Annotated in this window: 19 protein-coding genes, 1 tRNA gene and 1 pseudogene; 6 read left to right on the top strand and 15 right to left on the bottom strand. The window is 58.7% G+C overall.

Going from position 1 to position 23,212, the window contains the following annotated elements; all coding sequences use genetic code 11:
• Positions 1–4 precede the first annotated feature (4 nt).
• Positions 5–943, bottom strand: coding sequence for a LysR family transcriptional regulator (locus PI91_RS17395; RefSeq protein ID WP_032652614.1), 939 nt, complete (start codon positions 941–943; stop codon positions 5–7).
• A 141-nt stretch (positions 944–1,084) separates the two neighbouring features.
• Here PI91_RS17395 and PI91_RS17390 point away from each other — a divergent pair, with 141 nt between their 5' ends.
• Entirely contained in the window at positions 1,085–1,486 is a 402-nt protein-coding gene (locus tag PI91_RS17390; RefSeq protein WP_039266693.1) for a RidA family protein, read from the top strand.
• Positions 1,487–1,593: 107 nt separating this feature from the next.
• On the opposite strand, the gene PI91_RS17385 is transcribed toward PI91_RS17390, so the two are convergent.
• The 8 genes and pseudogenes from PI91_RS17385 to PI91_RS17360 form a co-directional block, all read right to left on the bottom strand.
• Positions 1,594–1,669 (bottom strand) — tRNA-Asn (locus PI91_RS17385).
• 164 nt (positions 1,670–1,833) lie between these two features.
• A complete protein-coding gene (locus tag PI91_RS17380) occupies positions 1,834–4,023 on the bottom strand; it encodes a TonB-dependent siderophore receptor (RefSeq protein ID WP_023325592.1) in 2,190 nt (729 codons plus the stop codon).
• A 26-nt stretch (positions 4,024–4,049) separates the two neighbouring features.
• Positions 4,050–5,375: a lysine N(6)-hydroxylase/L-ornithine N(5)-oxygenase family protein gene (locus tag PI91_RS17375; protein ID WP_039266692.1), complete on the bottom strand. Its 1,326-nt coding sequence runs from the start codon at positions 5,373–5,375 to the stop codon at positions 4,050–4,052.
• Complete coding sequence (locus PI91_RS26560) at positions 5,372–5,494, bottom strand: hypothetical protein (RefSeq protein WP_255355292.1); 123 nt, start codon at positions 5,492–5,494, stop codon at positions 5,372–5,374. The genes PI91_RS17375 and PI91_RS26560 overlap by 4 nt, the downstream gene beginning before the upstream one ends.
• A gap of 33 nt (positions 5,495–5,527) precedes the next feature.
• Positions 5,528–6,000 (bottom strand): annotated as a pseudogene (locus PI91_RS26500) (IucA/IucC family C-terminal-domain containing protein); the annotation flags it as partial.
• Positions 6,001–6,065: 65 nt separating this feature from the next.
• On the bottom strand, positions 6,066–7,112 hold the full coding sequence (locus tag PI91_RS26495; protein ID WP_232764421.1) for an IucA/IucC family siderophore biosynthesis protein: 1,047 nt from the start codon (positions 7,110–7,112) through the stop codon (positions 6,066–6,068).
• A complete protein-coding gene (locus PI91_RS17365) occupies positions 7,109–8,056 on the bottom strand; it encodes a GNAT family N-acetyltransferase (protein WP_039266691.1) in 948 nt (315 codons plus the stop codon). Before PI91_RS17365 ends, PI91_RS26495 begins: the two co-directional genes overlap by 4 nt.
• Positions 8,056–9,798: an IucA/IucC family siderophore biosynthesis protein gene (locus PI91_RS17360; protein WP_039266690.1), complete on the bottom strand. Its 1,743-nt coding sequence runs from the start codon at positions 9,796–9,798 to the stop codon at positions 8,056–8,058. The genes PI91_RS17365 and PI91_RS17360 overlap by 1 nt, the downstream gene beginning before the upstream one ends.
• Positions 9,799–9,936: 138 nt before the next feature.
• On the opposite strand from PI91_RS17360, the gene PI91_RS17355 reads away from it, so the two are divergent.
• Positions 9,937–11,148: an MFS transporter gene (locus tag PI91_RS17355; RefSeq protein ID WP_039266689.1), complete on the top strand. Its 1,212-nt coding sequence runs from the start codon at positions 9,937–9,939 to the stop codon at positions 11,146–11,148.
• Here PI91_RS17355 and mtfA read toward each other — a convergent pair.
• Positions 11,145–11,942: a DgsA anti-repressor MtfA gene (mtfA, locus tag PI91_RS17350; protein WP_023325586.1), complete on the bottom strand. Its 798-nt coding sequence runs from the start codon at positions 11,940–11,942 to the stop codon at positions 11,145–11,147. The two genes, PI91_RS17355 and mtfA, sit on opposite strands and share 4 nt — an antisense overlap.
• Before the next feature lie 216 nt (positions 11,943–12,158).
• On the opposite strand from mtfA, the gene PI91_RS24900 reads away from it, so the two are divergent.
• The 3 genes from PI91_RS24900 to PI91_RS17340 all read left to right on the top strand — a co-directional run bounded on the left by PI91_RS24900 (position 12,159) and on the right by PI91_RS17340 (position 14,825).
• The gene (locus PI91_RS24900; RefSeq protein ID WP_071530926.1) at positions 12,159–12,305 is read left to right on the top strand and encodes a DUF2256 domain-containing protein; all 147 of its coding nucleotides are present in this window, start codon (positions 12,159–12,161) and stop codon (positions 12,303–12,305) included.
• The gene (locus PI91_RS17345; protein ID WP_113771502.1) at positions 12,302–13,831 is read left to right on the top strand and encodes a cryptochrome/photolyase family protein; all 1,530 of its coding nucleotides are present in this window, start codon (positions 12,302–12,304) and stop codon (positions 13,829–13,831) included. Before PI91_RS24900 ends, PI91_RS17345 begins: the two co-directional genes overlap by 4 nt.
• A 94-nt stretch (positions 13,832–13,925) precedes the next feature.
• Positions 13,926–14,825, top strand: a complete 900-nt coding sequence (locus tag PI91_RS17340; RefSeq protein ID WP_025913330.1) for a LysR family transcriptional regulator — start codon at positions 13,926–13,928, stop codon at positions 14,823–14,825.
• Here the strand turns inward: PI91_RS17340 and PI91_RS17335 are convergent.
• The 3 genes from PI91_RS17335 to PI91_RS17325 all read right to left on the bottom strand — a co-directional run bounded on the left by PI91_RS17335 (position 14,800) and on the right by PI91_RS17325 (position 18,477).
• Positions 14,800–15,588 carry a substrate-binding domain-containing protein gene (locus tag PI91_RS17335; RefSeq protein ID WP_023344462.1) on the bottom strand — a complete coding sequence of 263 codons (789 nt, stop codon included), beginning with the start codon at positions 15,586–15,588 and terminating at the stop codon, positions 14,800–14,802. The two genes, PI91_RS17340 and PI91_RS17335, sit on opposite strands and share 26 nt — an antisense overlap.
• Complete coding sequence (locus PI91_RS17330; RefSeq protein WP_008500288.1) at positions 15,585–16,898, bottom strand: MFS transporter; 1,314 nt, start codon at positions 16,896–16,898, stop codon at positions 15,585–15,587. Before PI91_RS17330 ends, PI91_RS17335 begins: the two co-directional genes overlap by 4 nt.
• 280 nt (positions 16,899–17,178) lie before the next feature.
• Complete coding sequence (locus PI91_RS17325) at positions 17,179–18,477, bottom strand: serine hydrolase (protein WP_023344461.1); 1,299 nt, start codon at positions 18,475–18,477, stop codon at positions 17,179–17,181.
• Positions 18,478–18,583: 106 nt separating this feature from the next.
• On the opposite strand from PI91_RS17325, the gene PI91_RS17320 reads away from it, so the two are divergent.
• Positions 18,584–19,477 (top strand): LysR family transcriptional regulator, encoded by an 894-nt coding sequence (locus tag PI91_RS17320; protein WP_039266687.1) that lies wholly within the window; start codon positions 18,584–18,586, stop codon positions 19,475–19,477.
• Here the strand turns inward: PI91_RS17320 and fumA are convergent.
• Positions 19,466–21,115: a class I fumarate hydratase FumA gene (fumA, locus tag PI91_RS17315; RefSeq protein WP_039266686.1), complete on the bottom strand. Its 1,650-nt coding sequence runs from the start codon at positions 21,113–21,115 to the stop codon at positions 19,466–19,468. The genes PI91_RS17320 and fumA overlap by 12 nt on opposite strands.
• Positions 21,116–21,167: 52 nt before the next feature.
• Positions 21,168–22,676, bottom strand: a complete 1,509-nt coding sequence (locus PI91_RS17310; protein WP_008500292.1) for an anion permease — start codon at positions 22,674–22,676, stop codon at positions 21,168–21,170.
• Positions 22,677–23,212: the final 536 nt, after the last annotated feature.

The raw sequence follows: 23,212 nt of genomic DNA, 5'->3' as shown, positions 1-23,212 counted from the left end.
CGAATCAGGGTCTGGGAGGGAGTGACTTATTATTGGAATTAGGGACATGCTGCTGCATCAATTCAACGATCCAATCAATAAAAACGCGCAGTCTGGCGTTGACGTGGCGGTTAGGCGGAAATGCCAGGTACAGGGGCATTGGCTTAATACGCCAATGTTCGAATAGCCGAATCAAGGAACCACAAGCCTGATGCGCTTCTGCCATATAGACCGGCAGCGCAATCACGCCTAACCCGGCTAACCCAGCTTCGAGGTAAGCATTGCCATCATCCACGGCAAGGACATAGCTGCCCGTGATGTCAATATGTTCACTCTCACTGCGCAGTACCAGAGGATCAATCTTACCGGTGCGCGAGGACAAGAACCCTACAATGCGATGGTCGGTGTTTTCCAGCTCTCGCGGGTGCGCCGGGGCGCCGAGGCGTTCCACATAGCTCGGTGCGACGTAAACGCCGATGTGCAAATCGCCGACATGGCGTGCGATCAGGGACTGGTCGTTGATTTCGCCACCGCGCAGGACGCAATCCACGTTGTCGCCGATCAGATCCACCACCCGGTCGCTCACGCCCATATCGAACTGGATATCCGGGTAGCGTGCATGGAAAGCCGGTAGCGCCGGCACCAGGATGAGGCGGGCCAGCGGACTGGGCACATCAACCCGTAGCCGTCCCCTGGGCGTCATCGTCGCGCTGGACAGGCTGTTTTCAGCATCTTCCATGTCCGCCAGCAGGCGGATGACGCGTTCGTAGTAGACCGCGCCATCGGGGGTCACACCGAGCCTGCGGGTGGTGCGATGGAGCAATTTGACGCGCAGGCGCGCTTCCAGCTGCTGAATGAGCTGCGTCACCGTGGTTTTGCTCATATGAAGCGTTTGGGCAGCCTTTGTGAAACTACCTGCCTCCACCACGCGAGCAAAGGCGCGCATCGCGTCGAAACGATCCATTCCTTATCCTCTCTTTTCACCGATTGTTTGGATATTACAAACAATGATGGACAAAGTCGCTTGTTTATCCGCCCGAATCTGCACCTGTAAAGTGTCTTTATGTTCAACGGGCTGATTTTGCCCTATTACAAAGGTACAAACATGACAGCACGCGAAGCAGTTTTCCCCTCCGGTCGGCAGGCGCTCTATGAGCGCAATCGCTATTCACCGGCCATCAAATCCAACGGTTTCTTGTTCGTTTCGGGGCAGGTGGGTAGTCGCGAGGATGGTTCGCCTGAACCCGATCTGAAAGCGCAGGTCAGGCTGGCCTTCGATAATCTTAATGCTGTCCTCGCGGCTGCGGGCTGCACGTTCGCTGACGTGGTTGACGTGACCCTCTTTGTCGTCGATCCCGAGTCAAACCTCGACGCTATCTGGAGTATCCTGCCAGAATATTGGGGGGACGCGCCTTATCCTACCTTGACCGGGATCGGCGTGACGTGGCTGTACGGATTTAAGTTTGAGATTAAGGTGATTGCCAGGCTGGATGCGATTCAGAGTTAACTTCAGAGATGCAGTCCCGTAGGTCGGGTAAGGCGAAGCCGCCACCCGACAATTTTACCCGACGCAGAAAAGCAAAAAGCCTGCTTCAAAAGCAGGCTTTTCAAATTTGGCTCCTCTGACTGGACTCGAACCAGTGACATACGGATTAACAGTCCGCCGTTCTACCGACTGAACTACAGAGGAATCGTGTGAACGAGGCGCATAGTAGCGACCTCAGTTCGCCTTGTCAAAGGGTGAAATCGCGCTTTTTGTTCGTTTGCCGACAATTTCAGCAAATCGCTGATTTTATAGTAAATTTGCTTCGAAATTACACAGCAAAATGCGCCGCCCGCAGGCGGCGCTGAGGATTAGAACAGAACGGAGTAGTTCAGACCAAACGTCCGTCCGCGGCCTTTATAGGTGTACAGGCCCGGTGCACCGTAGGTTGGGCTATACAGCCCCGGCGCGCGCTGGCCCCAGGCGGTGGTGTAGTCTTTGTCCAGCAGGTTCTCCACGCTGAAGCTGACTTTACCCACCGGCAGGGCGTAGCTGCCCAGGAAGTCGACCGTGTTATAGCCATCGATCTTCTTGCCGTCGGCGTCAGAGACGTCAAAGGTCTGCGTGCTCTGCACGCGCAGGGTCCAGTCGCCCGGCGCCCAGTTGACCCACGCGCTGGCTTTCGACGGGCTGGCGCTGTCTACCGTCAGCTTCTCCCATTTCCCGTTTTCGCGGGTTTCCGACTTAATGGCGTTAAAGTTCGCGCCCGTGCTCCAGTCGCTGTCGGTGAAGAAATAGTCCACCTGACCTTCTACCCCGTAGATACGACGCTTGTCGTCTTCCAGGTTGATGGTCATGTCCGTCTTGTTGATGGTGATGGTTTTATCAGAGAGCGAGTAATACGCCGCAACCTGGGTGCGCAGGTTATCCCCGGTGTAGCGCCAGCCCAGCTCATAAGCGTTGACCTTGATACCGTCCAGCTTCGAGTCGTTGACGTTGACGCTGTTCAGCAGGCGATAGTGACCGTTGCTGAGCTGATAGGTACCGGAGCCGTAGTACTTCGCCAGGTCCGGGATTTCGAAGCCCTGGGAGAAGTTAAACCACACCTGCTGCTGTTCGGTCAGGCGACCGAGGATCCCGGCGTTAAACAGGAAGTTGTTATAATCGGTTTTCCCACCCGGCACCGCGTCGGCGGAGGTGGCTTTCCCGGTAGCGATGGCCTGCTGCTGGGTGTAACCGACAAAGTCGTCCACCTTGTTCTCGGTGTACTGGTAGCGCACGCCGCCGCTCAGGGTGATTGCGTCAATGTCATAGCTGGCCTGCAGGAACGGGGCGAGGTTGGTGATGCTATAACCCGGGTAGCGGCCCACGTTGTAGGCGTTATCCAGCTCCATGCCGCCGCTCGCCGCAGCTTTTTTCAGGTTGAAGAACTGCTGGTTGGCGTCGAAGGTTTCGTGGTCGGCATCCATACCCCAGGTCAGCGTCAAATCGTCCACCGGCTTGCTGTTCAGCGTCAGCTTGCCGCCGTAGAAATCGGTTTTCTGCTGCGACGCGCCGATGCTGGTGACCACGCCTTTGGTCAGGGTCGGGAACGGATAGTAGGTCAGGCTCTCGTCGCGATAGTAAATCTGCGCGACCAGATCCTGGCCCCAGAAGTCGGTATTGGAGTACTGCAGGTTGATCAGATGGCGCTCGGTACCCGGCACGCGGTCAGAATCGAGGTTACCTTTGTTGTAGGCGGTCGCATCCCCCGTTACCGCCGAGAAGTTCTTTCCGAGATACAGCCCATGCTTGCCGTCGGACTCGCTCTTGTAGTACTGGGTCGTCAGCTGCAGCTGTTGATGATCGTCAATATTGAGGGTGCCTGTGCCCATCACGTCGATACGGTCAGAATACTGTAAGCCGGTCTGGGTGTTATCAATGATCACCTCGTCGCCGTTGCCGTCATACCAGCCGCCGTAGCGCTGATACGACACCGACAGACGACCGGACGCGTTATCGTTGCCGCCGCTGACCGCTGCCGACACGTTCTCATCGTGGTCGTTGTGGCTGTTGAACCCGCTTTTAGCCCCGGTCTGGAACTCGACTTCGGTCTCAGGCTGGCCTTTTTTGGTGACGATGTTCACCAGACCGCCGGTACTGCCGCCGCCGTAGAGTGACGTGGCGCCGGAGATAACCTCGATACGGTCAATGTTGAACGGATCGATAGAGTCCAGCTGGCGGCTGTCGCTGCGGGACGAGTTCAGGCGCACGCCGTCCACCATTACCATCATGGAGCGACCGCGCAGGTTCATGCCGTAGTTGGTACGCCCCTGGCTGCTGACGTCCATGCCCGGAATCAGCTGCGCCAGCACTTCTTTAATCTCTTTCCCGCCCTGAACCTGCTGCTCAATTTCAGCCCGCTCGATGACCCAGGTGGTCTGCGCCATCTCCGCCACGCTGCGGTGCGCGCGGCTGGCGGAGACAACGATATTTTCTTCCTTTTGTTCTTCCGCCCACGCAGAGGTAGAAAGCATTGCAAGCAAGCAAGGATTTAAAACCCAAAGATGAGAACGTTTCATTGTTATGTTGACCCTGATTGTGTGTGTCAGTACTCGGTGGTTTTTGCTAATGATTTAAAAACCTGGCTGTTCTCCGGGCTGGTGGTGCTTCGCCAGTGGATAACGCCGGGGGTGGTAGCCAGCTCAAACGGCTCGTCGGCGTGCGCGCGATTCAGAATTCGCGCCGCGCGCCAGGCCATCAGGCTGAGCTGGGGTTCGGCAATGCCGAGACGGTGCATCCCGGCATTCACGGCAAACAGGCGGTTACTCTGCGGGCCGTCCCATTCGAGGGTGAAATCGTTGTTGATGCAGAAGGCTTCGTCCGTATCCAGATGCAGGCGGTGAGACAGCGGCGCCAGGAACGCAGGCTGCACGGCGCGATAGCCGGTGGCGAAGATCACAACGTCACTCTCCAGCTGCTCACGGCCGCCGTCGAGATGGTGCTGTATGCTCAGACGCTGTCCGTTTTCCAGGCGCGTCAGGGACGTCACCGAGCGGGACGGCATCAGGTGCGCCCAGGGTTTTTCACGCAGCACTTCAAAGCGGTGGTACATGGCGCGGTAAATCGCCAGCAGGGACTCGGTGGTGATCCCGTCGGAGGTCATCTTCTGCTCGTGCAGCATCTGACGACGCGCCTCTTCACCGAGCGTGGAGAAGCTGTCCACGTACTCCGGCGTGAAATACTCGTTAGCAAAGGCGGCTTCATCCAGCGCGTTGTAGTTGTTGCGGCGCGAGACCCAGTTCAGGCTCAGCGGCTGGCCCCATTCGCCGCGGAAAATATTCAGGAACAGGTCGGCACCGCTCTGGCCGCCGCCGACGACGGTAACGCGCTTGCCCGCGAGATCCGGCGTGCGCAGCATCATCTCGCTGGCATGGAAACAGCTATCGTCCTGCGTCGTGACGCAGTCCGGCAGGTTGATCTGCTTACCGATCCCCACGCAGACGTGGCGCGCCAGGAAGCGATCGCGTTGGGTCACTACCTCAAACAGGCCGCTTTTCTCATCAAAGCTCACCTGCTGTACCTGCTGGCTGAAGGCGAGGTTGGTGAGGTTGTCCGCCGCCCAGCACAGGTAGTCGGCAAACTCTTCCCGTGAAACGGTGCGCTGCTCGGTGGTCAGGAAGCGGTAGAACTTTTTACGCTGCACCAGGTAGTTCAGGAAGCTGTGGCGGTTGGTCGGCTCGACGGCACTGACCAGATCCTTCAGGAAGCTGGTCTGCATGTGGCAGTCCGGCACCATCATCCCCGGGTGCCAGGAAAAGTGCGGTTTGCGCTCAAGAAACAGCGAGCTAAAGCCGTCCAGCCCTTCTGCGAGGGCGGCGATGCTAAGGTTAAACGGGCCGATACCAATGCCGATGAAATCATAGGTTTTCATTGCGCGGACTCCCGGGAGGCCAGAAAAAGAGGGTTATCAAGGTCGGTGACGTAGTTCGGCAGCATGCGGCTGCCGCCGTCGTGTTCGGAGAAGGTCAGTTTGACCGGGTTGAGGATCACGCGAATAATTTGCGGCTTAAACAGATCGAATTTCGCAAAGCGCTCCGCAAGCTCCGGATGCGCGGCCATGTAGCGGTGCAGCACCCGGCGAGGATCTGATAGAAACGCGTTTCGCTGACGCCGCTTTGCAGCGTGAGGCGTGAAATAAAGCGCAGCACCGTCACGAAGTTGCCGGTTTGCAAGTCGTGGATGATGTAATCCGCGCTCAGGCGCGCCGTCACCGCTTTTACCTGCTCCGGCAGGCTTTCCGCCTGCGGGAAATTTTCATCCACCAGGCGCATATCGCCCTGGAAATCCTTCAGCAGGATGCGCTGCGGGACGTAGTCCTTCATCACCAGCGTCACGTTCTGGCCGTGGGCAATCAGCGCCACGCCGTAGCGGCAGAGCAGGTGATAGAACGGGATCACCGTTGCCTCAAACAGCTTTTCCAGCCACGCGTCGGCGCTTAGCCCGGAACGGCTGATCCACGCGTCAATCAGCGGGCGTCCGGCGTTATCGGTTTCCATCAGCGCCGCCAGCAGCACCGCCTGTTCGCCCTCCTGCAAATAGCAGGACGGGTTCTCGCGCCAGATCACCCCAGCATCTCCTGATAGCGATACGGCGCTTTCGGCAGCGCCGCATAGCCCGGATGCGACAGATATCCGGCGGCGGGTTCGCCAAGCACCTGTGCGCCAGAGCGGGCAAGCGTAGCGTCGGCGACAAACTGCTGCTGCAGCCAGCGCGAGGCCAGCGGCCCGGCGGCAATGTATTTGCCCGGAATACCGCGATAGCAGGAGGTGTTGTAGATCGTCAGCGGAAGCTTGATGTCAAACGGCGCGCGACGGCTGGCGTTGGTGAGCGTGCGCAGGGACTGCTGCGCCAGGTACTCATCGCCAAACTCGCCCAGCTCAACCATCTGACCGCGTGCCAGGTGAGGCAGGAAATGAATGGCAATCTTCTGCTGCCACTGCCACGGATGCAGCGGCACCGGCAGCCAGCTCTCGTCGAGGCCCAGCGCCTGCCAGCGGGCGTCAAAGCGGGCGCGCTCGGCGTTGTCCATGGCGCTCGCCAGCAGGGCGCTGATATCGCAATCGGCGTCGCTGCTCCAGACCAGATGCTCTCGCTGAACGGCAACCCAGTGCAGACGAAAACGTCCGTGGTACTCCGGTGCGTACTGGCGCAGCGCGTCCAGCCCCCAGCCGCGGCGACCTTTGTTGAAAATAAACTTCGGGTGACCGCGCATCAGGCACTGTAATTCGTCCGGATCGAGGTGGATCAGCGCGTCCGCATCCAGCGCGTCACGCGCCTGCAGCAGCTGCATGTCGCCGCGCAGCGTGGCGTAGAGGTCCTCCATGTGCTCTGCCGTTTGCGCGTCGCTCATCTCCAGCACCGTCGCCAGCTGCAGCAGCGCGCTTTCCGCTTCGACGGCATCGCCGCTGGCGGTGGTCAGGCTGTCCGGGTCGATATGCAGCCAGCCCCAGATCCCGCGCGTGGCGAAAAACTGCCAGGACGCGTTGCCCATGGCGATGCGCCAGCCGTCCGACGAAACCGGCTCGGCGCGCAGGGTGCGCTCGTATTCCAGCTCGGCGAGGATCTTCGCCACCATCTCGCGGTTCACTTTTTCCCAGAGCGCGTTCACAGGCCCACCTCGCTGAAGAAGCGGTGACGCTGGCTCATAATGAGGCGCGAGCGTTTATGCGGGAAGTCGAACTCTTTCACCGTGTCAAAACCGGCAGAGGAAAGGTGACGGAACAGGCGCTGGTTGTCGAAGCGCGGCTCGGCCACGATGCGCGCGGTGCGCGGTTCATCGAGATACAGGTAGTGGCTCAGGCCGCGCAGCCAGCTGCGGATGTACTGCGCGCCGCGCCAGTTCTCTTCCCCCACCAGCATGTGTAGCCCGCGGTCAAACGGCTGCCAGCGGTAGTGGCGGCCAATGCGGTCTTCCGGTGCCCAGTAGAGTTCAAAATAGCCAAACGGTTGATCGTCGAAGCAGCCAATAACCGGGTAGCAGTAGGTCGAGTCGAGCTGACGGCGCAGGTAGTTTTCCTGCTCGGCCTGCGGGCCCGCCATCTCCCAGAAGGCGTTCACGCGCGGGTTGTTCATCCAGCGGGTAAAACGCTCGCCGTCCAGCGCCACGTCGGCCACGCGGAAGCTGAGGGTACGCTTAATTTGCGGATCGTAACGGCGATACACCTCACCCTGCGGGCGGCGAGGGCGCAGCGGGAAGTACAGTTGACGGCTCTCGTCAAACTGCATTCCGCCGCTCGCCTGCGGGCGTTCGCCCTTCAGCCACAGCGGCAGCTGCCAGAAGGCGTCGCGGGCCAGATAATCACCGTGGGCCAGGCCAAACAGCGCCTGCGCCTGGGGTTCATCCTGCCAGTCCGCCCACGGCAACGTAATGCCGGTCAGCGCGGGGGCGGCCACAAACAGCTGATCCAGGGCTTCCACCAGCCAGCCGTCCGGGATCCCCTTCAGACGCTCCAGCACCGCGCTGCCGTCGAGACCCAACGCCAGCGGCAGGGCGCGATCCGTTGCGGTGCAGTGAAAGCCGTAGCCGGAATGGACGATATTCGCGATAGCCATCACGTCTTCTCCTTGTAGAACGGGTTGCTAAAGTCGAAATAGATCACAGCCGGATCGGCGATGGTGTTTTCATTGCGATCGTGCAGGTAGCAGAAGAAGTTGCCTTTGCAGTTCCAGGTCGGGCTGTCGAGCACGTAGTCGAGGCAGCGGGTCTGCTTCGCCGTGCGGCGCAGTTCTGCCAGCGCGTCGCGCACCCGGGACATCAGGCTCTCTTCGCTGTCAAAACCGGCGGCGGCAAGGGCGGCGGTGACGGCAAGGGTAGAGTTCAGCAGCAGGTAGTAAGGGAAGTAGCGCAGCAGCTGGCTCTCGCCAAAGCGGTTTTCCACCTCAGTTTCGCCCGCCTCTTTCAGCCACGCGTCGGCGCCTTCGGTCCACGCGCTGCCCTGGCAGTCGCGGTAGATCAGCCCGACCGGGAAATCCTGCTGCATCTCAACGAGGATATTTTGCTGGTGCGCCAGCAGGACCAGACCGTAGTCCGCCTCGGCGCTGAACAGCGGAAGCAATACGCGGTCGCAGTAGGCGTTCAGCCAGCAGCGGGCGGCCTGGGCGAGCGGGAGATCAAGACGCTGGCTCAGACGGCGCACCGCCGCGGCGAGCAGGCTGTCACCGCCGTCCGGCGCGGCCTGCGTCAGGCTCACCAGCACGTTGGTCTGGGTGTCTGGCGTATCGAACAGCAGATTGACGCGCAGGGCCATCAGGCTCTCTTCCTGAACGACACCGCTGTCATCGCGCAGTCCCGCCCAGCCGTCTTCCTGCATCACGCGCATGGTCGGGTAGCGTGCCTGTAAATCCTGCCAGCGTTCCGTTTTTGCCAGACGCGCCAGGCGCATGCCGCGCTTCACCTCTTTCACCGACAGCGTGCGCACGGAGTTGGTCAGGCGCACGCTGAGGGAGAACTTAATCATGTCGCTGTTGGTCTCGCTGTACAGCGAGCGGGAGGAGCTGGTGGGCAGCCACTGTGCGCCCGCTTCACCCAGGTCCTGCAACGAACCGTTTTCCACCAGACGCTGGCACCAGTCCTGCTCCAGCAGATAGTCGGCCTGCCACGGGTGCATCGGCAGCAGCCAGCGGGTGTCGGTAAAGTGGCCGAGCAGCACGGGCGCGCTCTGGGCCGCAAAGCGCAGCAGACGCTCACGCAGGGAGACGTTCAGGCTGTCGCCGGCAACGAGCGTGCTCTCAACGGCAAACCAGCGCAGCGGGAAGCGGGAGGCGAAATCAGGCAGGTAGCGACGCGCCTCGGCTTCGTTGAACGGCTCGTGGGACTTCGGTGCCGGGTGAAACGCATGGCCGACCAGTAGCGCCTGTTCCGCTTCGGCAAACGTCAGCGGCTTATCGCGCAGGGTTGCCCAGCAGTGGCGTAAATCAATCGCCTGCCAGGTGTGGGCATGGCTTTCGAGAACGCGCTGCTTAAAACGCGCCAGCGTATCGGCATCCAGCGAGCCTTTTACGGACGGTTTTTCAAGAATTAAATCAACCAGTTGAGGGAAAGTGACGGCGTCACCCCTGTCGCTGTTGCTCTGAATCCGCGTTGCCGGGAAACGGTACTGATGATGCTGGGTGGGTGAGAAATAGCGTACCGGCACCCGAAGCGCCTGGGTTTGGGAAAGCGGGATATGGATCTCATATAGCGCATCCGCATCGGTAGCGGGGAGATAGCGCCAGTCCTTCGTTTCACGCAACAGGGCGTTTAAAAAGCACTGGGCTGCAACGTCTGTACCGGCGGCGCGGAGCAGAGCACGCATAGATGTACCTCATTCCATGATTGATAATAATTCTCGTTATGATATTCATTCTGTTTACACTCGCAACCATTTTTGCAATATTTGTTTTCATAAACTTCATAATTTCCACACATTTATTGACACTATGTTCACATTCTCATGCGCGCTGACTCTGAAACCTTGACGGAAAACGTCACCTCAAAAGCTAACTGGCCCCTGGCGCTATCTGCGGGTTTACTGGGCATCGGGCAAAACGGCTTGCTGGTGATGCTCCCGCAGCTGGTCACCCTGACCGGGCTGTCGCTCTCGGTCTGGGCCGGGCTGTTGATGTTCGGATCGATGCTCTTTTTACCGGCCTCGCCCTGGTGGGGGCGTCAGAGCGAGCGGAAGGGGTGTAAGTCCGTCATGCTGGCCTCACTAAGCGGCTATCTGGCCAGTTTTGTTGTGATGGCGCTGGTGGTCTGGGCGATGGCGGCCGGAAGGCTGGATACGGTCTGGGGGCTGGCGGGGCTTATATTCTCGCGCCTGCTCTATGGACTGACGGTCTCGGGGCTGGTGCCTGCGGCCCAGACATGGGCGATTCAGCGGGCGGGACTGGAGAAAAGAATGGCGGCGCTGGCGACAATAAGCTCCGGCCTCAGCTGCGGGCGTTTGCTCGGCCCGCCGCTGGCGGCGCTGATGCTCAGCGTTAATCCGGTAGCACCGCTCTGGCTGATGGCGGTTGCGCCGCTTCTCGCTCTGCTGCTGGTGCTTCGCGAAGTCGCTGACCCGCCGCTGCCGCCGGTAGCCCATCAGGCAACCCGCCTGCAGGCCTCTATGCTGCCGTTCCTGCTGCTGGCGCTGCTGCTGGCGGCGCTGGTGAGCCTGATGCAGATTGGCCTGTCACCGCATCTTAGCCCGTTGCTGGACGGTAACGCCCGGGAGATCAGCCATCATGTCGCGTTTCTGCTGAGCCTGGCCGCGCTGGCCACGCTCGCGGCACAGTTTCTGGTGGTCCGCCCTCAGCATTTCAGCCCGGTGACATTGCTTTGCATCGCGGCGGTGCTGATGGTGGCCGGGCTTGGGCTGATGTCTGTCGCCGGTTTAGCGCTGTTCTACGTGGGGATTGTTATCACGTCACTCGGGGCGGCGATGGCCACGCCGGGCTACCAGCTGCTGCTGAACGATCGGCTGACCACGGGGAAAGGGGCGGGCGTCATCGCCACCAGCCACACGTTAGGCTACGGCGTCAGCGCGCTGATGGTGCCGGTCGTGACGCGCTTTTACGGGGAGCAGTCTTTAACGGTGGCCGCGTGGGGAATGGCATTGCTGTTTTTAGCCCTGAGCATAGGGGTATGGTCAACCGAGCGTACCCCTGCTGAAAAAGCTTAATGGACCTGGCGGGACGAATGCCCGCCGGACGCCTCATTCTGCCGCAGGCGCTGTAGCGGATCCTGCTGATAAAACTGGCAGAAACGTTGCCAGAGGGCCGGGAAACGGGGCGCGAAGAGCTCGGGCGCGCTGAAGAAGTACTCGGAGAGCACCGCAAAGCACTCAGCCGGGTCGGTTGCCGCATAGGCGTCAATGCTGGCCGCGCTTTCGCCGACCAGGTCTATTTCATCCTGGATGTTATCCATCGCCGCGTGCAGGTCGTGCTCCCAGCCCGCGACCTCGCGAAGCGGGATCCGCGGGACGCCGCTGGCGCGATCGCCGTTGCGGGTATCCAGCTTGTGCGCCACTTCATGGATAATCAGATTAAAACCGGAGGCGTCGAACGAGTCCTGAATATCGAGCCAGTTGAGGATAATCGGCCCTTGCTGCCAGCTTTGTCCTGACTGCACCACGCGCTGATTATGCACCAGCCCAATATCGTCCTGCCATTCGTCATCCACCACGAACGGCGCGGGATAGATAAGCACTTCGTGGAAACCGTCCAGCCACTCAATGCCGAGTTCAAGCACCGGCAGACAGAAAAGCAGCGCGATGCGGGCGTTTTTCAGGGGATCGAGTTCAAACCCCTGCAGCGGCACCAGGCGCTTTTGCTGTAAAAAACGATCCGCCAGCTGAACCAGTTTCGATTGTTCATCCGGGTTTAGATTAGCCAGAACAGGGATCGTCAGCGCGTCATCCCATGGCAGCGCCACATCCCGGCCAGCCTCATTCGTTTTCCAGGGCCACTTTATCATCGCTTTGCTCGCAAACTCGTCACTTGAACAAAAATGGGAAAGTCAGATTCGGTTAAGATGCCAGAATATCGCCTGCTGCGACAAATCCAGCCTGAATAAACTATCATTTCGTACGTAGCGGTGGGTAGCGGTTTGCGGGCATCACCTTCATTTTGTGAAGTCTGTCGTAGCCTTTATCCGCAGGTGGGGTGAATAAATCAGTACGGTATTGAAAAGATGAGCGATTTCAAAGGTAACAAGCAGGACCTGCCCAGTCGACTGTGCGTGCACTGCCAGCGGCCCATGACGTGGCGCAAGAAATGGGCGAAATGCTGGAATGAGGTTAAATACTGTTCTGAGCGCTGTCGCAGGAGCCACCGTTGACCGAGCTACGTCTGATCCTGGGCGATCAGCTTAATCCGCATCACAGCTGGTTTGATACCTGCAGTCCGAACATCATTTACGTGATGCTGGAACTCCAGGCAGAAACCGCCTATGTGCTTCATCACGCCCAGAAAGTTATCGCTATCTTCGCCGCCATGCGCGCGTTTTCCTCTGCGTTAAAGGAGAAGGGGCATCGGGTGAGGTATGTCCGGCTCTCTGATGACTCAAACCGCGGCGCGCTGGAAGACAATCTCAACGCGCTTGTCGCGCATTACGGCGCGGGCAGAGTGATATGGCAGGAGCCCGACGAATGGCGTCTTGATGCGCAGCTGCAGGCGTGGGCGAAGACGATCTCCGTTGAAACGGCCTGCGTCAGCAGCGAGCATTTTTTCACCGCACGGGAACAGGTCAGCGCGTTTTTTGCGTCGCGCAAAAGCTGGCGAATGGAATACTTTTACCGGGAGATGCGTCGTCAGCATGGCGTACTGTTGACGTCAGCAGGCGAGCCGGAAGGGGGGAAATGGAATTTCGATGCTGAAAACCGCAAGCGCTGGTCCGGCGAGCCTCCCGCGCCGGGGGACGCGCGTCCTTGCCACGATCGTTCCGCCTTATGGGCGGAGATCCAACGCTGCGGCGTAAAGACCTTCGGCGAACCGCAGGCCGACAATTTTCGCTGGCCGCTCAACCGTGCGGAAGCCAAAGCCAGGCTGGATGAATTTATCACGCACGTGCTCCCGCAGTTTGGAAACTGGCAGGACGCGATGCACACAGAGGAACCTTTTCTTTTCCATTCGTTAATTTCGTTTGCGCTGAATACAAAGATGCTTAATCCGCGGGAAGTGGTTGCCGCCGCCCAGCAGGCGTGGCGTTTGGGCCACGCGCCGCTGCCTGCCGTCGAAGGGTTTATCCGGCAAATTCTCGGCTGGCGGGAGTATGTGCGCGGGATCTACTGGTCGCAGATGCCCGGCTATCGGGAACTGAATGCCTTAGACCAGCACGCCCCGCTGCCGGACTGGTTCTGGACGGGCAAGACGCAGATGCGCTGCCTGGCGCATGCCGTTGGGCAGTCGCTCACCGAGGCTTACGCCCACCATATCCAGCGCCTGATGGTCATTGGAAACTTTAGCCTGCTCAGCGGCCTGTCGCCGCAGGCGGTTCATGAATGGTATCTGGGCGTCTATATTGACGCCTTTGAGTGGGTGGAACTGCCCAATACCCTCGGCATGAGCCAGTTTGGCGATGGCGGGTTGCTGGCCAGTAAACCCTACGTCTCAAGCGCGTCATATATTCATAAGATGAGTAATTACTGTCAGGGGTGCCGGTATCAGCACAACCAGCGTACCGGAGAGCAGGCCTGCCCCTTCAATGCCCTTTACTGGGACTTCTTTGCGCGCAATCAGGCGCGTCTCGGTAACAATCCCCGCCTGGGCATTGTCTTTAAACAGCTAGCGGACATGACGGAAGAGGATCGGCAGGCCATTGCAGACCGCGCCGGGTACGTCCGCCTGCATCTCAACGACCTCTGATCGGTATTTCAACGCCTGGCCGGTTGCGGCAGGTCAATAAGACGCTATTATTTTTGACTTTGTTGCGTATTCCCTGACAGGACATCCAGACGCCATGCCCGTGAATTTTGACCTTAACGATCTTTATGCTTTCAGAGCGTTAGTGGAATACGGTAACTTCCGTGTCGCCGCTGAATCTATCTGCTTATCCCAGTCGGCGCTGAGCCGCAGGATTGAAAAGCTGGAAGCCGCGCTGGGAAACAGGCTGTTCGATCGCACCACCCGCCGCGTGGCGCTGACGCTCTACGGACAAAACTTTGCCGAGCGCTCCGCGCAGCTGCTCGACAGCGTGGAGTCAATGCTGGCGGATGTCGATAAGGCCAGCGAAGAGCGGACGGGGCTGATCGCGGTTGCCGCGGTCCCTTCCGCAGCCTGTTACTTTATGCCCGACGTGATCCGGCGTTTTCAATCTCGGTATCCGCGCGTTCGCATCAAGCTCATCGACAGCAGCGCGGGGAATGTGATTGACGCCGTGGCCCGCAGCCAGGCGGATTTTGGTATCTGCTTTGCAGGAAATCTGCCGTCAGAAATCGAGTTTTTCCCGCTGGTGGAGGATGTCTACGTCGCGGCGTGCCGAAAGGATCACCCCGTGGCGCAGAAGAGTCACCTGACGTGGCAGGCGTTTTACCAGCAGGATTATATCTCCCTCGATAAAACGTCAGGTAACCGTAACCTGCTCGATCGGATGCTGGGGGATATAGTTCCCGGGCGCCCCAGCGTCTGCGAAACGCGTCACGTCACCACGATGCTCGGTATGGTAGAGGCGGGGATTGGCATCGCTGCCGTTCCCGCCATGTCAATGCCGACCTCTGAGCACACGCTGTTGACGCATCTGCCGCTGGTGGCGCCGGAAGTGAAACGCACCGTTGGGCTTATCCGGCGCCGGGGGCGCATCCAGTCTTACATTGCGGCTGAACTGGAAAAGCAGATCACCGAGCAGTATCGCCGGACGTAACGGGGATCATCCCCGTCTTCTCGATGACGGCGCGTGAGGGCGGTGAGGCGAGATAGGTCAACAGCGCTTTCCCCTCGTCAGGGTGTTCAGCGTGACGAGTGACCGCACCCGCGAAGCGCGTGATGTATTGCACATTGTCAGGGATTTTCCCGACAAAGGTGACGCCCTGAACCGGCAGAAGCTCGCTAACCTGCTGGAAACCGACGGCGTATTTTCCTTTAGCCACTTCCGACGCGACCGGAATGCGCTCGACCATTGTCGCTTTATCGGCGACCTCCTTTTCAATGCCCAGCTTTTTGAACAGCCCCTGGCTGACGTACCTGCCGCTGGCGCTGTCAGAGTAGGCGATGGAGCTGGCCTGCAGCAGCGTTTCACGCAGTTTCGCGTCGCTGCTGATGTCCGGTATATCCGCTCCTTTTTTTACCACCATGCCGACGGGAGAGTCCGCAAGTTCCGTTCGCGAACCCGGCCGGGTCTGGCTCGCCTTTTCGAGCTTCTCCAGCGCATCGCCCACCATAATCACCACGTCGGCCTTCTCGCCGCGCGCGAGCCGGTTTGGGATCGCCTGCGGCGTATTGCCCATTGAGGGGCCGGGGATGACCACAATTTTATCCCCGGTCTGGCGTTCATACTCCGGCGCCAGCTTTTCCAGGGCGGCTTTGAAGCCGCCGGAAATCATGACCTTCACGTCCTGCGCGCAGGCGCTCGCGCTCAGGAACATCAGCACCAGCGCGCTGGCGGTATAGCGAGACGTGCGTTTCATGCGGCCCCCTGTGACTTGACGGTATTTTGCAGCGACATCGCACGACGGCGGTAGAGGTAGAGCGTTGCCAGCAGGGCACATACCGCAGCGAAGCTCATCCAGTAGCCCGGCGAGGCTTTGTCACCGGTGTATTCAATCAGCGCGGTGGACATCACCGGGGTAAAGCCACCGAACACCGCCGTTGCCAGGCTGTAAGCCAGAGAGAACCCTGCTACGCGGACTTCAGCAGGCATAATTTCCGTCAGCGCCGGGATCATCGCGCCGTTATAGAGGCCGTAGAGGAAGGAGAGCCACAGCAGCACGCTCAGCATCATCGAGAAGCTGGGCGCGTTCGCCAGCAGCGTCAGGGCCGGGTAGCTGGTCGCCAGCGCCAGCAGGGTCATGGCAATCAGCACCGGCTTGCGGCCAAAACGGTCCGACAGGGCACCGCCCACCGGCAGCCAGATGAAGTTAGAGATCGCCACCAGCAGCGTGACCAGCAGGCTGTCTGACGCGCTCAGCATCAGCACCTTTTTACCAAAGGTGGGCGCATAAACGGTGATCAGATAAAAGGCCGTGGTGGTCATCGCCACCATCAGCATGCCCGCGACCACCACCTGCCAGTTCGCGAGCAGCGTTTTAAAGACCTGGCGCATCTCCAGATGATGGCGGCGCGCGCTGAACTCTTCCGTCTCCTCCAGCTTGCGGCGCAGGAAAAAGATAAACGGCACGATTAAACAGCCGAACAGGAACGGAATGCGCCAGCCCCATTCGCGAATGGCGCTCTCTTCCAGCACCGCGTTCAGCGCAAAGCCCATTGCGGCGGCGACCATAATGGCGACCTGCTGGCTACCGGACTGCCAGCTGGTGTAAAAGCCCTTGCGGCCCGGCGTGGCGATTTCCGCGAGATAGACCGACACGCCCCCAAGCTCCGCGCCGGCGGAAAAGCCCTGTAGCAGACGGCCCGTCAGCACCAGCAGCGGCGCCCAAAGCCCAATACTTTGATAAGACGGGATCAGCACGATCAGGAAGGTGCCTGCCGCCATAATGGAAAGCGTCACTATTAGCCCTTTGCGGCGGCCAACCTTGTCAATATAAGCCCCCAGCACAATGGCGCCGATTGGACGCATCAAAAAGCCCGCGCCGAAGACGGCGAAGGTCATCATCAGCGACGCAAATTCACTGCTCGCCGGGAAGAACGTGTGGGCGATGTAGGTGGCATAGAAGCCGAACAGAAAGAAATCGAATTGCTCAAGAAAGTTGCCGGACGTGACGCGAAGTATCGCGCCCGCCTTCGACCGTACGGTTGCAGGTGAGGTTGAGGAAAACATGGTTATCTCCAGTTTATTGTTGACGTTTTACGCGTCTGTTTCTGAAAACTGGATCAGGATGAGGAATTAGATAAGCGCAAATGCCGCATCGACTGATGCATTTCTTGCATGAATATAATCCGGCGAATAAATACAATTAATGGCAACAATAACTTAACAAAATGTTGGCTTTTTATTCACCATCATTCTGTAAGTCTCTGATATTGCGATTTTGTGATGTAGCGCAGAGGCGCGTTTCAGAATGAGCCGGGTAACCGCGTCGTTACCCGGCGGAGGCCATTTAGCGCAGCGCCCTGGCAATCGCGCTAAACATCAGAGAGGCTTCCAGCGGCTGGGCGCTGAAGGACGGTTCCGCCTGCGGCCAGGTAGACCACTGGACGATGACCAGATTTTCCTTCGGGTTCACCATAATCATCTGCCCGAAAATGCCCAGCGCCCAGAGTGAACCTTTCAGCGAATCCTGGGCCGTCGGCTCTACGCCCGTGGCGTTGGCGGGCACTTCGTTGTTCCACCACTGATAGCCGTAAAGCCCTTCGGGATGGGCGTCAGAGACCGAGCCTTTGGCCTTCGTCCAGTCTGACGACTGCCGAATCCAGTTTTCCGGCAGGATGGTCTTACCGTTCGGCAGCGTACCGTTGTTCAGGATAAATTGCCCGAAGCGTCCCCAGTCCTCCAGCGTGGCGTTAAAGCCGTGCGCGCCGACGTCGTGCTGGCCTTTGCTGTAGGCATGCCACACGCCGTCGCTCGCCATGCCGTAAGGCTGCCAGATGCTTTTCTCCAGATAGGCCGCAAGAGTCATGCCGGTGGCCCGCTCCAGCACGTCACCCAGCAGCCAGGCGCCGCCCGAAGAGTAAGACCAGCTCTCTCCGGCCGGGTGCGCCCTGCGCAGCCCCTTCACCAGCTTGCGCACGCAGTCATAGGTACCCGGCTTCGCCTCGCACTCGGTGAGCTGCGCGAAGTCGGATTTAGGGTTGGTGTAATCCTCGTTCCAGGCCACGCCGGAGGTATGGGTGATCAGCTGCTTAAGCGTCACGCCGTCCCACGCGGTGCCTTTCAGGTCGGGTTCATACCGCGTGACCAGGTCGTCGAGCGAGTGAATTTTTCCCTCTTTGAGGGCCACGCCCACCAGCGCCGATACCACCGATTTCCCAACCGAGCGCGAGGTCCAGAGCGTCGAGTCGGTATTGCCCTCTCCAAGATACTTCCAGACGATTTTGCCGTCCTTCAGCACCAGCATGCCGCTGACGTTCTGCCGCTGGAGGTAGTCCTTAAGGCCGTAGCGCCTGCCGTTGACCTGATAGTGTGCGTCCGTGAGCGGCTTGTCCGACATTTCCAGCGGCACAGCGTTACCGTGGTGGAAAACATCCCCGGTGTAGTTGCGGTAGTCATTGCGAAAGCCCACCACGCGATCGGCCTGACTCCAGGTAAGCATCTTATGGGTGTCAGGCAGCGTGGTGTCGAAGGGGGCAGGGCAGGCGCTGAGGTCGGTGCCTTTACAGGCCGCCACTGCCGCAGGGGAGAGCAGGGTGCTGAAGACAAGGCCCGCCAGCAGGGCATGGTTTACTTTTCTGTTTTTCATATCCGTCTCTTACAGGTTAAGAACGGCTTCAGTTTAAAAACCCTGGGGCTATAATAAAAAACGCGTAGTGGGGGAAAATCCCCCTAAAAAACAGAGGGAGCGTAGCGTGGCGGGACTGATTTACTCTTTTGCACAGCTCGAGGCTTTTACCGCCGTGGCCGAGAATGGGAGCCTCAGTAAAGCCGCGGTGGCGCTGAAGAAGGACCGCACGACGCTTCGCGATCTGGTTGATTTTCTTGAGGATGGGTTGGGCTACGCGCTGTTTATTCGCGACGGCCGCACCCTGCGGCTCACGCCCGAAGGGGAACAGCTTCAGCGCCAGGCGCACCTCCTGATGCGGCAGGTAAAAGCCTTTGAGGCGTTTGCCAGAGAGGTGCCGCACGGTGCCACGCAGGACCTGACGCTGGTCTACGATCCTTTTACGCCCAGAGCCTTTCTGCACGGGGTGATTGCTGAAATGGCGGTGCGAAAAATCCGCCTGAGCCTTATCTGCGCCTCGCGGGATGAATCGGAACGGCTGCTGGCGAATAACGACGCGGATCTGGCCATCTGCCAGGCGCGCAACCGCAGCGTGGGCAACGACATGGAGTGGCGTGCCCTGGGGGCCATCGAGATGGATTTTTATGCCGCCAGCGGGCTGTTTGCGGACAGTGCTTCCCCTCTGTCGCTGCTCGATCTCTCCCTGGTACCTCAGGTCATCATGCACCCCGCCTCGGACGAGCCGGTGGCGCGCCGCCTGCAGATTTCCGGGCATACCCTCTTTACCAATGAGCCGGAGATGCTGCGCGGTCTGCTGGAGCGCGGCTGCGGCTGGGGATTCTTACCGACGCATTTTCACGCCGGGCAGTGGCAAAACGTAAAAAGGCTGCACACCGAAGTGGGCAGCCAGGGGATTGGTCAGACGATGGTCACCATCTGGAAGCCGGGGAGCGACAAGCGCAGCACAATCGCTGAAACGCTGTCGCTCTTGCCGGACGTATGGAAGCAATCAGCGCTGTGAACAGCCTTTACACTGCGGGTTCTGGATCTGCTGGAAGAAATCGTTGCCTTTGTCATCCACCAGGATAAACGCCGGGAAGTTCTCGACCTCGATCTTCCAGATAGCTTCCATGCCCAGCTCAGGATACGCCACGCACTCAAGGCTCTTGATGCTGTTTTGCGCCAGCACCGCCGCCGGGCCGCCGATGCTGCCCAGGTAGAAGCCGCCGTGCTTATGGCAGGCGTCCGTCACCTGCTGGCTGCGGTTGCCTTTCGCCAGCATGATCATGCTCGCGCCGTGGGACTGCAGTAGGTCTACGTACGAATCCATGCGCCCTGCCGTGGTTGGGCCGAGGGAGCCAGACGCGTAGCCTTCCGGCGTTTTGGCCGGGCCCGCGTAGTAAATCGGATGATCTTTGACGTACTGCGGCAGTTCCTCACCGTTGTCGATTAGCTCTTTCAGCTTCGCGTGGGCGATGTCGCGCGCCACGATGATGGTCCCGTTCAGCGACAGGCGGGTAGAGACCGGGTGCGCGGAAAGCTGCGCCAGGATCTCATTCATCGGCTTGTTCAGATCGATGCTGACCACGTCGCCTTCACCCTGCTGGCGCAGTGATTCAGGAATGTACTGGCCCGGGTTGTGCTCCAGCTTCTCAATCCAGATCCCGTCGCGGTTGATTTTCGCTTTGATGTTGCGGTCCGCGGAGCAGGAGACCCCCATGCCGATAGGGCAGGAGGCGCCGTGGCGCGGCAGGCGGATCACGCGGATGTCGTGGGCAAAATATTTCCCGCCAAACTGCGCGCCGAGGCCGAGGTTCTGGGCTTCCTGGAGCAGCTCCTGTTCGAGCTGAACGTCGCGGAACGCCTGGCCGTGTTCGTTACCTTCCGTTGGCAGGGCGTCGTAGTAGCGCGTGGAGGCCAGCTTCACGGTTTTCAACGTCGCTTCCGCCGAGGTGCCGCCGATCACGAACGCGATATGGTACGGCGGGCAGGCCGCGGTACCGAGAGTGCGCATCTTCTCAACCAGATAGTTTTTCAGCTTCGCCGGGGTGATCAGCGCTTTGGTTTCCTGGTAGAGATAGGTTTTGTTGGCAGAACCGCCGCCTTTTGCCATGCACAGGAATTTGTACTCATCGCCGTCAACGCTGTAGAGGTCAATCTGCGCCGGCAGGTTGGTGCCGGTGTTCACCTCTTTATACATATCCAGCGCCGCGTTCTGGGAGTAGCGCAGGTTGTCTTCAATGTAGGTGTTGTACACCCCCTGACTCAGGGCCGCTTCGTCACCGCCGCCGGTCCAGACGCGCTGGCCTTTTTTACCCATGATGATCGCCGTGCCGGTATCCTGGCAGGTCGGCAGCACGCCTTTAGCGGCGATTTCAGAGTTACGCAGGAACTGCAGGGCAACGTACTTATCGTTCTGGCTCGCTTCCGGGTCGTTAAGAATGGCGGCGACCTGCTTCTGATGGGAAGGACGCAGCATAAATGCGGCGTCGTGGAACGCCTGCTGTGCCAGCAGCGTCAGCGCCTCTGGCTCGACTTTCAGGACTTCCTGACCGTCGAACTCGGCAACGGAAACGTGCTCTTTGGTCAGCAGATAGTATTCGGTGTCGTCGTGCGCCAGTGGGAAGGGGTTTTGATAAAAAAACGGTTTGTTTGACATAGCTTGCTCCAAAAAAATAAAACCGCCGGAGGAGAAGTCCGGCGGTCAGGAATCAGAACATCATGGACATCCACGGATAGCCAATCAGCAGCAGGGCCGCCAGGAAGATGGCACCGAAGATGGTGCCGAGGCGCCAGTAGTCTTTGGTTGGCAGGTAGCCGCTACCGTAGTAGATCGGGCTTGGGCCAGTACCGTACGGGGTGATGATCCCCATCACGCCCAGCGAGGTCACCATCAGCAGAACAAACACTTCCATATTCATGCCCGGAATGGTGGAGGCGATGGTCAGCATCGCTGGCAGCAGCGCCGTGGTGTGCGCGGTGGTGCTGGCAAACAGGTAGTGCAGCAGGTAGAACGCCAGCAGCAGGACGATGGTCGCTACGCCCGGAGAGATACCGCTCATCAGCAAACCGCCTTCTTTACCTAACCAGCTGATAAAGCCGGTAGAGGAGAGGCCGTCCGCCAGCGCAACCAGGGTGGCGAACCAGACGAAGGTGTTCCACGCGGCTTTGTTACCGGTGATATCGTTCCACTCCAGCACGCCGGTCCACAGCATCAGGCCGACGATGAGCAGGGCAGCCATAGCGGGTTCAATCCACGCGGCGGCGAAGATCCACATCAGCAGCGCACAGCACACGAACACCAGCAGCAGGATTTCATTGCGGGACAGTTTGCCCAGTTTTTCCAGCTCACGGGTCGCCCACAGCGGCACTTCGTTGTTCACCTTCACTTCTGGCGGGTAGAACCAGTAGGCCAGCAGCGGCATGGCCAGAATCAACAGGATACCCAGAGGCAGGAAGGCGAGGAACCAGGTGCCCCAGGAGATATCGATCCCAACCGTACTTTTCACCAGCGCCAGCGCCAGCAGGTTCGGCGCGAGGGCGGAGAGGAACATCGAACTGGTGATACAGGCCGCGGTGATCGCCACCCACATCAGGTACGAACCAATCTTACGCGCGCTTGGGTCGTTCGGTTTAGAACCGTACAGCGGCGGCAGGTTAGCGATGATCGGGTAGATGGTCCCGCCGCTGCGCGCGGTGTTGGACGGGGTGAACGGTGCCAGCAGCAGGTCAGCAAACGTAATCGCGTAACCGAGCGTCAGGCTGCGACGGCCGAGGTATTTCACCAGAATCAGCGCCAGACGGCGGCCGAAGCGGGTTTTGTCATAGCCTGCGGCGAACATAAAGGCACCGAAAATTAGCCAGACGGTAGAGTTACCAAACCCGCTCACCGCCCATTTAAAGGAGGCGCCCGCCAGCTTGAATTTCGGATCAGCCAGCTGTTCAGGGCTAAACAGCACCCACTGGCTGCACAGCGCAATGGCGACCACGCCGGTGAGACCGATCACCGCGCCCGGCAGCGGTTCGAAGATCAAACCGACGATCACGCCAACGAAGATAGCGAAATAGTGCCACGCGTAAGGAGGCAGGCCTTCCGGTACCGGAACAAACAGCAGCAGTACGGCGACGATGACGGGCAGTGCCATCATCAGCAGACGTTTTGCGTTTCCATTTGATGCCTGGTTCGCCACAGGGGGCGTTACAGCAGTTTTTGTATTCATAGTTTCACGTCTTAAGTTGTCAAAGATTCGGTCGTACTGAAAAACAAAATTACTTTCTTAAGTTTCTTTGCTTTTTTTAGTTATTAAAGGTGTGATTTTGTATTTTCAGTAATAGCAATTTAACGCTTTTATGGAGGCGCTAAATTAAAAATTGATGATGTTTTTATATTGCGCTTTTGGATGCCATAACTATTGATCGCGATCAAAAAAATAGAATTGCAGCGTTATTTTTATGCTTTTATTAATAACCACTCTGGTGTATGTGGGTATTCCCTTTTTTATTAGTTTATTTTATCATTTCTGTAACATTTTTATTTTCTGTGATTTTGTACGTGTTTGTTTTGTTTGGTGTTTTTGGTTTTTTGGGGAAGTGGTTTTACCAATCATTATTTAACGAATTTTAAATTATTGTGAATGGCTAAATGACATTCTCTAACACCAATGTGTTAATTGTGTTATTGCAGGGATTAAATAGTTTTTTAACTAACGTAATAACTTTAGAAACTAAAAAAATCATTATATTAATATCATGACAT

Source organism: Enterobacter sp. FB (genome assembly GCF_000805795.1).
Classification (GTDB): Bacteria; Pseudomonadota; Gammaproteobacteria; order Enterobacterales; family Enterobacteriaceae; genus Enterobacter; species Enterobacter roggenkampii.
The sequence above is the reverse complement of the archived record's forward strand: the minus strand, read 5'-3'. Positions and strand labels throughout refer to the sequence as shown.